This window comes from Methanolobus sp. ZRKC4 (assembly GCF_045291305.1).
Taxonomy (GTDB): Archaea; Halobacteriota; Methanosarcinia; order Methanosarcinales; family Methanosarcinaceae; genus Methanolobus.
The window spans coordinates 330,095-343,275 of record NZ_CP146983.1 but is presented as its reverse complement, the minus strand read 5'-3'; the positions used below and the strand labels follow the sequence as shown (position 1 = coordinate 343,275).

Sequence of the window (13,181 nt, the reverse complement as noted above, 5' to 3'; positions counted from 1 at the left end):
ATTCAGCCTACCACAATTAGCCTATTGATACTGATTTAATCAAAACGGAGATGTTTGCTCACTAACAACCTAAGAATCAAAAAAGCAATCAATGGCAACAATCAAAATTAATGATCCTAATAAAATGTAGGTCTCAACTTTTTGTCAAGATTGCTATTGATAGTGTTTTTATCAGGCTGAATAGTTACAAAAATAATTGAGTGTACGTATCCAAAAAAGAAAAATGGATTGAGATTTAAGAACTAAGATTTATCCCATTCCAATAGCCATAAGTCCTGCACTAATACCATTCTGAATGATTTCTTGTGGATTAGCACCTGTGACCTGAAGCATGACATGTATACCAATGAATGTTCCAAGCATGCTACCCAGATTAGCCAGAGATGCTACCAATACGACACGGAAGAGATTATTGTTCATCATGTCTTTAGTGGTCTCGATCTCAACCAGTTCCTTGAAATCATCGGTAGTAGGTTTTCGGTATTTGGCTTCTGTAAGACCCGCAAACCATCCGGCTGCTATCATTGGGTTCAGTGATGTGAGCCATGCAACCAAGAATGCAGTAAGTACTGAATAAGGATGTCCTCTTGCGATTATCGCTCCGGCGGCGCTGAGCACCCCATTGATTATGAACCACCATGCAAAAGCAATAGCTAGGCTCTCAAGAGAAACTCCGGATAGAATAAGAAGAGCAAATGTTCCAAGGGCAAGTGCTACAACTGCGGCACCAAATATTTTCATTATATTGAATCGCTTCTTTGGAGCTTCTACTGCATAATTAGTCGTGGGGATGGTCTTGGGATTCTCAAGATAACGCTGGATACCTGCCCTGTGGCCCGCACCTACAACAGCAACTATCTTTTTATTACCACCAACTGCGGCTCGCACAAGATTGTTAGCCATGTATGCGTCCCTTTCATCAATAAGAACCTTGACAGCATTTGGTGATGATTCCCTGAACTCTTCCACAAGCATGGAAACCATGTCCTGGTTTGTGATCGTATCTATATCAATATCCTTGGTACCACCTATGCCAAGAACTGCAGCTATAAGGCCTGCAAGCATCTTCAGTTTCTCAATGAAACCCATCTTGCCCCAGAAACGCTGCAAAGTAATCTGAATATCCCTGTCAATAAGAAGAATCTGTGCACCACTTGCTTCTGCAGCCTCAATAGCACTTATCATTTCAGCACCAGGTTGCACACCCATGTCATCAGCGAATTTCTTCTGGATATGAGCCAGCAGCATGTGTACAAGATAGAAATAGACCTTTCCTTCTTTGAGAAGTTCTTTTACAGGTATGTCACTATTTTGAACATTGCCTTTGATGGCCTCATACCTTGGTCTGCAAAGTTCCACGGCAACAATATCCGGTTTTTCCCTATCTATTGCCGCATTTACTTCCCTGACACTCTTCTCAGATACGTGGGCTGTTCCCACAAGTATAATCTCAGTGGGCTTTTTAATATCTTCAGAATCTGAACCTGAAATTGCTTCTTCAGGCTCTATTAATTCTTTTATCACTTCGATCTCAGTTGGGCCTGAGCTTGAAAATGATGATTCTCCAGAATCCTCTCCCGAGTACAAATTACCGCCACTGGTATTGTAATTGTAGGTGGAAACATTTTCCTGTGAATCACTCAAATTATCATTTTTCAATGTAGATCCTCTTTTAAGACTACTAAAACTATTCACTCTCTAACATTAACAATCGCATAAGATCTGTTCTAGAAAGGATACCTTTTACATCATCATCGTCTGCTATCAGAACACGCCCTATATTATTGACAGTCATTATTTTGAAAGCTTCTGCCGCATTGGCACCTGAAGATAATGAGATCACATCCTTTGTCATAATATCAGATACAAGGGTCGCAAAACGATCATTTGGAAGAATGTTGCGTATATCTGTAAATGTCACAATCCCTTTTAAAGAGTTGCCCTGAATTACAGGATAACCCAGATGTTTGTTCTCGAACATGAAATGTGAGAGATCCTCTACTGTCATTTCAGGGAGAACGGAGACCACTTCCTTTGACATTACATCTTCAACCTTGTGCTTCTCAAGACCTATTGTCACAGTTGTTTGTTTGTCCTCCTCGGAAGCACCGATATAGACAAAAAGTGCTATAAGAATCAACCAGGGATTGAAGAACAGGCCAAACAATCCCATCATAACCGCAAATATCTTCCCGAAACTGGCTGCATAATGAGTGGCCTTGATGTAACTCATTCTTTTTGCATACCATGCCCTGAGAAGACGTCCGCCATCCATCGGAAATGCAGGCAGGAGATTAAAAAGCCCAAGTACTATATTAATAGAAGCCAGGATTCCCACCATCAGATAAATAGAAGTACCACTGTACGATGGAATGAATGAAATTGCCATTATGTGCAATGCGAGAAGACCAAAACCAATTACAAAACTCACGAAAGGACCTGCGAACGCCATTCTCAGCTCCTGGGAAGGTTCTCTGGGAATCTCTTCCATAGAAGAGACACCACCAAACAACAGCAAAGTAATGTCCTTGATCTCAACACCATAACTCTTTGCGATATAAGAATGCCCGAGTTCGTGCAAAAGTATACAGACAAAAAGCAGAATTGTTGTCAGAAGAGAGAGTGCATAATTCAGGATCAATGGAGTCGTTCCTGCAAAACCAAGAGGTGGCTCATTGATAGAAAATACTAAAGCAAAAACAGGAAGAATCAGCAAAAAAGTAATGTGGAGTTTTACAGGTATACCCATAATGCTTCCAATCTTCAATGAAGTATTCATGACAACATGTTAGATGGATTCATATTTATCTTTATCTAATTTTTATTTGAAGTTAAATCCATAGAATGATATGTATAGAATACTTTCACCCTGCTTGGCTTAAGAGTATATATAAAAATGATCTATTTTAGCTTAAGACGGGCAAGATGCACACACGCCTTACACGTTTCAAGGCATGGTGTCATCAGCCTTTTCCCCTCTCAATTTTTATTTTTCAAATATCCGGTTTTTACTTTAAGTTTCAAGCAGATTAAATTGTTTGAAGAACCTGTTTTAGATCCTGCACAAAAGAATCTATCATTTCAAAAGTTACATGAGGCATTATCACAAGACGTAAACCATGAGGATTCTGGGTTATCGAAACCTGCCAGTTGAATTCATTTGCCAGCCTGCTTCTGACAATATCTGATTTTGGAACTTCCAGTGCAACTACATTCATTACAGGTTCTATTAATGGATGGACATCCATGTCTGCAAGTTTTTTCAGGAGATAATGGGTTAAGTCCATACACTCTGAAACCATTTTTCTGTAACCTTCTTTTCCAAGGAATTTCATAACCGCATAAGTCGCTGCAACAGCCGCCCCGCTTCGGGTTCCTGTAAGAGTATATTGGGTCGAAACTGTCAGGTAAGGAGTATCTGCCTTGAGACTTTCAAGAAAATCAGAACTTCTGAATAGAAGAACACCGGATGGTATTGTACTCAAACCCATTTTATGTGGGTCAATTGCTATTGATGTTACACCTGGTAATAGGAAATCAAATTTATATACCTCCTCAAGAAATGGAAGTACAAATCCACCAAAAGCAGCATCAATATGCAGAAAAATATTATTTTTTAGTGCAATTTCAGAGAGTTTATCAATGGGATCGACCTGACCAAATTCCGTTGACCCTGCTATGCCAACAAGACCTATAGTATTCTCATCTATAAGAGAGTTAACCGAGTCAATAGATACTCTCAGATGTTCATCAAGACTGGCTTTTCTTAATTCTACATCAAGAATATCAGATACTTTATCGAAAGAAAAATGAGCTGAATCCGGAACAACAAGATTGGGTTTATCGCATTTTGATCTTTGAAGGAAAAGGTTTCGCATGGAACGTATGGCCTGGATATTCGATTCAGTTCCACCTGTAGTTGTATAGCCTGATGCATCAGGATGATGCAAAAGATGACTTAACATACTAAGTACTTCTTTTTCCAAATTATAAGTACCTTGAAAAAGACCAAAATCACCCATATTTGATTCTATGAACTGCATATGAGCTTCTACTGCTATTCTATGTGGGTAAGTACACATGGAACTCAATACGTGTTCATATTTGAGGTCTTGCCTTTTTGAATCGTCTAAAATATTTCTTATTTTCTCTTCAGATAGGCCGGTTTCTTTCATTTGCTATATGAATAATAGAAGATGTTTAAAAGAATTGTGTTACGAAATAACCAGATAACTTTTATTGCAATAAATTTTAAAACTTTTTTAAGTTTTTATTTTGAAATGTGATTAGCTTAGGGTCAATAAGATATGTTGTATTAGAATTGTTGAGCTATATGATATTAGAATTCAAATAATTGATTCTACATTATTTTAACTTGATAAAGGATTAAAAATTTGTTTCTAATTTGGTAGTCTGACCCCATCATTTCAAGTGGAACTTTTAAATACTAAATTTAATTAGGTTGTAATTGGGTTATACATTCTTAAAAAATGTAGTAATATGTGCTACCCCATTGTTTCAACTGGAACATGCATAAAAAAAGGACTAAAATCTATTTTTATTAAAAAACTCATCTTTTTGAGAGACAATTATATATATGATTATTGAGATAGTAACACTGAAATCTTTTTTTTTGAAATTTTTAAAAAAGTGTTCAACATCTTTTTTTCGTCTTCCAATTGAAATCATAGGGTCACTCTGGTTTATAAACACTCCAGTAGAAACAAAGGGGTTATTTCCATGAGAAACATAATTGTTTATATACACCTTTTATTATATTTTTTTAAATGTTTTTGTGCATACTGATTATTTAACATCATATCTTTTTTATATCTAGTTCCATTTGAAGTAAAGGGGTCTTCACCATAACCATTAATAACCTACTCTTCCTATGTATCCTTTGGAACAGAGAGAATAAAACCAATCACATTATTGATTGTTATCTTCTACATAGATGCGTTATAAAATCTTTAAATTTTTAGGATAGGGTGAAATAAGCAAATGCAGAATAAGTCGTTGGATGGTTTATTTCAGGAATTATTGGAGAGCGAGCCAATCTTCAAGAACAAGGAGGTTTTGAGGCATTCCTATACACCGGATTCTTTAGTCCATAGGGATGACCAGATAAACGGTCTTGCTTCAATTCTGGTTTCCGCTTTAAGAGGAGATACTCCCTCAAATATTCTTATTTATGGTAAGACTGGTACGGGAAAAACAGCTGTTACCCGACATGTGGGTATTGAACTGGAGAGAAAAGGGGAATCTCTTGGTACTTCCTGTAAAGTTGTATATTTGAATTGTGAGGTTATAGATACTCAGTATAGGTTGCTTGCCAATCTTTCAAGGCAGTTCGGGGAAGATGTCCCGATGACCGGATGGCCTACAGATCAGGTTTTTGCAAAGTTCAAGGAAGCTATTGATTCTGAAAAACAGGTAATTATCATAATTCTTGACGAGATAGACAAGTTGATCAAAAAAGGTGATGATGTTCTTTACAATCTTTCCCGTATAAACACAGATCTTGAGCAGGCAAAAGTAAGCATGATAGGTGTTTCAAACGATCTGAAATTCACCGAATTCCTGGATCCAAGAGTTAAAAGTTCTCTCGGTGAAGAAGAGATTATTTTCCCTCCGTATGATGCTGATCAGATAAGTGATATCCTTCATGAAAGAGCACAGATAGCGTATAAAGAAGACGCACTTGATGAACTGGTAATTCCCCTCTGCGCTGCATTTGCTGCTCAGGAACATGGTGATGCAAGACGCGCACTGGATCTTCTGAGAGTTGCAGGCGAGATCGCAGAACGCGAAAACAGGTCTCAGGTTGAGGAGCAGCATGTCAAGAATGCTCAGGAAAAAATCGAGATTGACCGTGTTGTTGAAGTTGTGCGTACACTTCCTACCCAGTCAAAACTTGCTCTCTATAGTGTCATGCTCTTAAGGAACAATGGTTACAGAAACGTCACTACAGGTGAAGTCTATAATGTTTATCGTCAGTTCTGCATTCATGTAGATATGGATATTCTTACCCAGCGCAGGGTAACTGACCTGATGTCGGAGCTTGACATGTTGGGTATCGTCAATGCAGTGGTAGTAAGTAAGGGAAGATATGGCAGGACAAAGGAAATTGTCCTGAGTGTGCCCATAACAAGTACGAAAAAAGTTTTGTTTGAAGATTACAGGTTAAAACCGCTGGATGGTTTTAAACCTGTAATGACGACTCAACTTCATTTATGATCAAAAGCTTGGGAGCATCAGTCTCAGATATCCAAGATAGGGTATTCTGTACTCTGCAACACCTATCACCCATTCTTCTTTCACGGGCAAAAGGTAACTTACCTGACCTTGCTGGTCATAGTATTTGTTCGTTACTTCATTGTCACCTTTTGTGATATAACCGGAATGTGGTGCGCTTGGTCCTCCTTCCCACATGGGTTCTCCCTCTTCAACATAATACATTGCCCTGTGGATAATAGGCGTGACTCCCTCCTGTCCATAGGGTTTGTACAATATTACGTTTCCATAACTTTCAAAGGAGCTGAAATCGTTCATACCTTCCTCATAGGTTACGACCTCTGTGCGGTCAATACTTTTGATGAAAATGATATCACCGACATTCATATGGGGCTCCATGCTTCCGGATTCAACGGCAACCATGGGTGTCCACATTCCAAAGACTATTTGTGAAAAAGAGGCAAATATCAAGACGGCTAACAGGACAGTTAGAATGTCCCTAGCAAGTGAAACAAAGAAGTTATCACTTTCTTTGAAATTATGAAAAGTGTCTTTTAAGTTCATTGTTTTTACCTATATTCTGGCCAAATGAAAGAATGTATTTATGATTTAAGGAGTATATTTGCAAAAAATAAAATGTTTATGGTTTAAAATCATTTTGTAAGTTATTTTATTGTAATATGATCTACATTTTAACCTGTTATTATTATGAATGAAGTTGATGTCCTTACGGTTTTTGTCGAAGAAGGCTATCAGATAAGTTCCGAAGCAGTGGAACTCATATGCTCCCACTGTTCTCCTAAGGAACTTGTTGCATACATACTGGAGAATATCGATCTTTCCGTGCTTGTAATTGATGTTGACCATATTGACCTTGAAGGATTTAGTGATATGCCTTCTGAGGGAGAAGAAAGTTTCAAATCATCTTCGGAACTAAGTTCACAGAATGAGGTATTCAAAAATGCTTATGATCCTTCTTATCAGATACTAAGCAGCTCAACAGATGCTTCCAGTAATGTTTGCTATCTGATAATCCTGTATCTATCGTTTCAGACATCTCTGACAATTCCACCTGCGTTGGGGAATACATGGAATTTGTCCAGTTTTTCAGGAATCGTTACAGCAGGCTAAGTGAAATAATTCGAGGTAGAGTAAATGCCCGTCCTATAGAGAGTCTGAAAACAGGTAAAAGAAGCAATTTCAGGGGAAGTAAGGAAGCTGGAGAGATCTCTGTAATCGGTATGATATCAAATATTAAAAGTACCAGTAATGGCCATAAGATCCTGGAGGTCGAGGACCCCACTGGTTTGTTTTCGGTGCTTGTGCGCATGGCGGATAAGGAGCTTTATGAACAGGCCACACATCTCGTACTGGACGAGGTAGTGGGCTTTTCAGGAATCCTCACAAATGATGGGAAACTCATGATAGCTCAGAAGATAATTCTTCCCGACCTGCCAAACAGCATGGCCAAAAAGAGTGTCAGCTTTGGGAAAGCAGTGCTCACTTCCGATGTACATGTGGGTAGCTCTACTTTCATGGATGAGCCGTGGGAACGTTTCATAGATTTTTTAAGAGGAGATACTGACAATGAAGCTCTTGCCTCAATTTCCAGGGAAGTGCGATACCTTGTAGTTGCAGGTGACCTTGTCGACGGAGTTGGTATTTACCCCGGACAGGATAATGAGCTCAATATTCCTGATGTATATGACCAGTACAAAAGGGCTGCCGAATATTTTGACGAGATCCCAAAGCACATAAGGATCATCATTTCTCCTGGAAACCATGATGCTGTACGCCAGGCAGAACCCCAGCCCAAATTACCTGAGTGCATAAGAGCTGATTTTTCTTCCAATGTAACCTTCGTGGGCAATCCTGCAATGGTGGATCTGGACGGTGCGAAGATACTGATTTATCACGGTCGATCCATCGATGACCTGGTAGCTGCTGTACCTGGTGTATCATATCACGCGCCTACCAAGGGCATGGTCGAGATGATGAAATTCAGGCATCTCTCACCTATGTACGGGAGCCGTGTTTCCATTGCACCTGAAAAGAATGATCATTTCGTACTAAACCAGGTACCTGATATACTACACTGCGGTCACGTTCATACTGTGGGTATAGAATGGTACAAGAATGTACTGCTCATAAACTCAGGCACATGGCAGGACCAGACTGAGTTTCAGAAAAGGATGAATGTCGTTCCCACTCCTGCACAGGTTCCAGTGGTTGATTTGGCAACCCTCAAAACAACAATTTTGAAATTTGATGAGTGATTATCTTTAGTTTCCAGTAGAACTAAATACTGAAAATAGAAAATCAGTAAACTCTCACTTTTTACTTCTTTTCCTGTATTTTCAGTATATTATGGTTTATGGTCTGCTCGGGACAGATGGCGACACATCGTCTGCAACTGGTTCCCAGGCAATGCTGGCTGTCGATATTGGCAAATCTCTTTCCTTCCTTTTCAACAATTATGACTGCATCCTCGGGACATTCCTCTTCACATTTGTGGCAAAGTATGCATTTTTCCACCGGAGCTTCAAGTATTATTCCAATATTTGCTACAATATCAAGACCAAAAGTCCCAACATCATCAATGTCCCTGATGACCCTCTTTTCAATTTCCACATCTTCGCGGTCCTCCGGGAAAGGTGTGATATTATACATTTGCAGCATTTGGTTGTACATTTCATGTGGCATACCATGCTGCCATGTTGAAAGTTCACAGACATATATGTCCTTGAATGTCTCGCTGGTTGCCATCATTAAATGGTCGGCCTTTATCTTTTCCGCAACATCTTTAACTTCCTCAAGCCTGGAGCTGTCGATGGCAAGCTTTCTTGCGAGCCCTATAGAAGTGTTACCGAACTGGATGATTCCTTTGGAAAAACCAGGAACAGAGCCTATATGTCTTGCTTTTTCAGCGTCTACATATGTGCCGGTTGCTCCGGACATGTATGAGTACTTAAGGTCCTCGTATTCCATGCCTGCCTCAACCATCAAAGTCATATGTGCCGCCCTGATGGCCCCGATTGCTTTTCCAACTTCTTCTACATCTTTTTCTGTTATTACTATACCGTCGCCGAGTATTAATTTCCCATTGGGCAGTTCAGGTAGCTTTGTTATGAGCCCCTCTTTCAATGCAAGTGCTATTGTTGAGATAACTCCTGTACCGGTGATCCCTTTGGGTATTATCATGCAGCCTTCAATGGTATCTCCCACAATAGGATCTACGAGAGGTCCTTTTACAGGGTTCATGGTATCATCGAGAACAGTTAGTCGCCACAGCTTCCCTTCGCTGTTGACATCGCTTATAGCCCCTGGGCCTGCAAGCATTCCACAGTCTATTCCCTGACCTTCGATTGCAGGACCTGCAGCCGCACTTGCAGTCATTATCCGGTCACCTATCTTTAATGCCATTTCTGCATTGGTACCGTAGTCTGTTACAAGACATGTCTCTTCCTGGTGGATGAAATCAGTTTCCAGCATCATGGCAAGGGCATCGGCCCCGATCTCATGTTTGATCGCAGGCGGTACAACGATCTCACAGTTGTCCATTTCGAAGATATCCTTGAAAATCTCGTTTGCGGGAAAAATCCTTGCCTCCCTCTTGACGTCTTCGACACCCAGGGCAGCCAGTTTGTTCTTTCCTGCGTATGCAAGATCCCTGATTTCCAGGTTCTGGAAGATTGAGAGCTGGATGGGGTTTCCGCAGATCGCTATTCTTGCTATCTCTTCAGGCTTGACTGCAAATTTTTTCAGTATTTCTTTCACTGTCTCAATCATAAGCCTGTGTGCCACATCTGCACCGGTAGTGATAGCAAAATCCAGATGGTCCATCACATTCCCTCCGGGAAGAGGATGACCCATAGTTATAACTGTTTTGACGGTTTCCTGCTTTTCAAGATCGATTAGCTGTGATCTGAAACCGCTAGTTCCAAGGTCCAGTGCAATTACGTACATTTTCTTGACACTCCGTTAGTTTTGAATTACGGAATATAACATTGAAGCAACTCCTATCACAAGGGGTTCCATAACAAGGTCAACACGATATTTACTTCCTATTTGGGGAGGTAAGCCGCAGGGTATCCCGGGAGTCGAGACCAGGCATCTTTCCTCAATCATGCCTTCGGAAATGGTATCGGCATTTGGTGTAGCTTCAAGTACCATAGAGAATTTCTTGCGGTCATCACTGCAGTAGGGTTTTATGCCTAATTCGTCGACAGCTTTCCTGAGGAATTCCTTGTTAGGATCACAGGCATAAACATTGAAACCCTTATTCACAAGATGGCTTGCTCCTGCATAACCTACTCTTCCGAGGCCAATGACAAGTATATCTTTTGAAGAAGCTTCTTTGAATTTTGATGCAATCTCAGCATATATCACTCCGGTTGCAACATGATTGCTAACTATCTTCTCGTTGCGTAGGTTATGTGCAACAAAGATATGGTCATCTGCCATCAGTAAAATGTCAGCACCCTGGGAAACAGCTTCATGATAGCCTGTAATGTCAGGATGTTCTGTAATAAAACCTTCAAGCCCGAAATACTGCACTATGAAAAGCAATGATGAAGTAAAGTTGCTGATTATCCCGTTTCCTGCTGTTATGGGGATAATTCCGATTTTAGGGGAATTAAGTTTTGTTTCGTACAGTTCCTCGCATATTTCTTTGATATTAAGGCCGGTGACTCTTTTTATTATTTCATCGTTTTCCTCAATTTGTACCGACAGGTTTTCGAGGTCCTCTGGTGTTAAAAGTGCCATTTTTATTCCTCCTGTGGTTTCATCTGGAAATGTTCAACTATCATTTCCATTCCGCTCTGTTTCATTTTTTCAGTTTCTTCCCTGTCAGTTCCCCAGCTTATAAGAGTGAAAACACTGTTCTTTCCCTTTGACTCGAATATTTCAAGCCCCTCAGAAGCATGGAACTGTACGTATTCGTAGCCCTGTGAGAGCACATGTTCACCAACAGGTTTCAGGTTTCCACCATCAAGGAGCAGGTGCTCATAGATGCAGTAATTCTTCTCAGGAGTTATTTCCATCTCTTGAACTTCTTCTGAAAACGCTTGCATGAGCATCTCTACCAGATTAATTCCTGTAGAATAGTAGACAGCAGTAGGCGTCTGGCTGGGAAATCTTGCATCTATCTCCAGCACTTTAGGCCCGTCGGGACTGTCTATTGCTTCGATGTCCATTATTCCCCGAAGTTTCAGGTTTTTTGCCAGTTCATAACTTATTTTTCTGAACTCAGGATAGTTATCGACGGGAGTCACCATTTGGCAATCGTACGTATCATCGATATGTATCTTCGTTTCCTTTAGAACTGCGTAGTTTCTGCCGTCACCTATGACTTCGAGAGAGACAACATCTCCTTCTACATACTCTTCCACCAGCATGGAAGGGTCAAGTCCTTCCAGCTCTGTGTCATCGTATATTATAGAAGTACCCACGCTGCTGCTTTCACACGGAGGTTTGACGAAATACGGAGGTGATCCGGGATTGTCAGCAGGTGTGGGTATGTCAATTGAATAAAAGAAATCCTTCGAGCGCTTCTTATCCATGCTGGTATAGTAGGAAGTAAAATCAAACAGCAGGGGGCAAGATAGTCCATCTTTCAGGTTTTTCAGGGATTCGATGGTCTCCAGGTTTTCATTTACGGGTATTATAGCATCCACATTCTCTGAAATTTCCCTGAGTTTTTCAGGTTCCCTGATTATGTCAAAACATTGAAAATCGTCCACAACATTTTGTATCAAGGGTTTTTCCTTGCGGTCCACCAAGACTACTTTCATTCCTGCCTTATGTGCAAGGTATGTTACCTCAAATCCCTGCAGTTTGCCACCTATGATGCAGATTTTCCTCATAGTGGTACCGCCGGGATTTCATGTTTCCTTTCCAGAATTTTGTTAAAATCATCCTGGCTTGCAGGTTCCATGCCCATGGCTTTGAGACTCTTAATAACACTTTTCGGGTCCCTGTCCCTTTCTTCGAGGTCCCTGTCATAGTTGACAACACCTTCAAGGGTTGAGTTTGAAGGAATTATGGATGTAACTACATTTGCTCCGGCATTTAACCTGTGTACCATGCCGGGAATACCTTCAAGGTCGAGAGATGCCGGTATGAGCCTGTCAGGGAACATGAGTCTCAGTATTGCTATTATTTTGAGTTCTTCGATGCTTGACTCCGGGTCCTTCTTTCCAAGAGGGGTTCCTTCCTGTGGAACAAAAGTCATGACCCTTACCATGTCAGGTCTGTTGTTTTCCATACCTCTAAGGGACTTAATGGTCGATTCTATGTCGTTACCGACACCTGTCAGTATACCGTCCTCGACGCAGTAACCTATGCTTTTTGCGAAACTGCGTGCATTGACCCTGTCTTCAAAGGACTGTCCTACTCTCAGTTTTCCGTAGAGTTCCCTGTCATGTGTCTCCTGGTACAGTGCAAGGAAATCAGCTCCGCTTTCATGAAGTCTGCTTAGTGTTCCATCATTCATGACTCCTGGTGAGATCATAATTGGAAGACCGGTTTCTTCTTTGACTGCTTTGACAACATCAGTGAATCTTTCAGGGTGCTCATGGAAATAAGGGTCTTCTCCCATGGTCAGGTCTACCATGTGAATGCTTTCGTTTTTCAGTGTCCTGCAAATATTGCGTATCTCATCCATACCAAGGCGGTATCGCTGTATATCGTTGCATCTGTTGTAATAGCAGAATGTGCATTTATTCTTGCAATATGTTGAAAAATAAACGAAACTGTAGAGGAAGACCTTATTTTCGAAAAAGTGGTCTCTGACTTTCCTTGAAACATAGTGCAATTTTAGGAGGTCTTCTTCTTCTGTAAGGGAGAGCAGTTCTCTTAGGTTAGCATCTGTGAGCTGAAGGCCATTTACAATATCCTGTGCGAATATGTCAAGGCCATGGTAGTCAATATTTTTAATCATGCTA

The 13,181-nt window shown here is 40.6% G+C and carries 9 protein-coding genes and 1 pseudogene; 2 read left to right on the top strand and 8 right to left on the bottom strand.

From position 1 onward, the window contains the following. Positions 1-249 precede the first annotated feature (249 nt). From V7O67_RS01735 to mfnA, 3 genes are all read right to left on the bottom strand, one after another. Entirely contained in the window at positions 250-1,659 is a 1,410-nt protein-coding gene (locus V7O67_RS01735) for a TraB/GumN family protein (protein ID WP_342303748.1), read from the bottom strand. A 28-nt stretch (positions 1,660-1,687) separates the two neighbouring features. Further along, the gene (locus V7O67_RS01730) at positions 1,688-2,779 is read right to left on the bottom strand and encodes a CBS domain-containing protein (RefSeq protein WP_406670659.1); all 1,092 of its coding nucleotides are present in this window, start codon (positions 2,777-2,779) and stop codon (positions 1,688-1,690) included. A gap of 250 nt (positions 2,780-3,029) precedes the next feature. Further along, entirely contained in the window at positions 3,030-4,175 is a 1,146-nt protein-coding gene (gene mfnA, locus V7O67_RS01725) for a tyrosine decarboxylase MfnA (protein WP_406670658.1), read from the bottom strand. Positions 4,176-5,001: 826 nt separating this feature from the next. Here mfnA and V7O67_RS01720 point away from each other — a divergent pair. Further along, on the top strand, positions 5,002-6,237 hold the full coding sequence (locus V7O67_RS01720) for an ORC1-type DNA replication protein (RefSeq protein ID WP_406655975.1): 1,236 nt from the start codon (positions 5,002-5,004) through the stop codon (positions 6,235-6,237). On the opposite strand, the gene V7O67_RS01715 is transcribed toward V7O67_RS01720, so the two are convergent. Next, positions 6,238-6,798, bottom strand: a complete 561-nt coding sequence (locus tag V7O67_RS01715) for a signal peptidase I (RefSeq protein WP_406670657.1) — start codon at positions 6,796-6,798, stop codon at positions 6,238-6,240. A 144-nt stretch (positions 6,799-6,942) separates the two neighbouring features. Between V7O67_RS01715 and V7O67_RS01710 the strand changes: the two are divergent. Further along, positions 6,943-8,510: pseudogene (locus V7O67_RS01710) on the top strand (DNA-directed DNA polymerase II small subunit). Between the two features lie 61 nt (positions 8,511-8,571). Here the strand turns inward: V7O67_RS01710 and V7O67_RS01705 are convergent. The 4 genes from V7O67_RS01705 to pylB are packed head-to-tail and all read right to left on the bottom strand — an operon-like array spanning position 8,572 to position 13,177. Continuing rightward, positions 8,572-10,200 carry a methylamine methyltransferase corrinoid protein reductive activase gene (locus tag V7O67_RS01705; RefSeq protein ID WP_406670656.1) on the bottom strand — a complete coding sequence of 543 codons (1,629 nt, stop codon included), beginning with the start codon at positions 10,198-10,200 and terminating at the stop codon, positions 8,572-8,574. Positions 10,201-10,215: 15 nt separating this feature from the next. Then, positions 10,216-11,001 (bottom strand): 3-methylornithyl-N6-L-lysine dehydrogenase PylD, encoded by a 786-nt coding sequence (pylD, locus tag V7O67_RS01700; RefSeq protein WP_406670654.1) that lies wholly within the window; start codon positions 10,999-11,001, stop codon positions 10,216-10,218. 2 nt (positions 11,002-11,003) lie between these two features. After that, complete coding sequence (gene pylC / locus V7O67_RS01695) at positions 11,004-12,101, bottom strand: 3-methylornithine--L-lysine ligase PylC (RefSeq protein WP_406670652.1); 1,098 nt, start codon at positions 12,099-12,101, stop codon at positions 11,004-11,006. After that, a complete protein-coding gene (gene pylB / locus V7O67_RS01690) occupies positions 12,098-13,177 on the bottom strand; it encodes a methylornithine synthase PylB (protein ID WP_406670651.1) in 1,080 nt (359 codons plus the stop codon). Before pylB ends, pylC begins: the two co-directional genes overlap by 4 nt. Between the last annotated feature and the right edge of the window lie 4 nt (positions 13,178-13,181).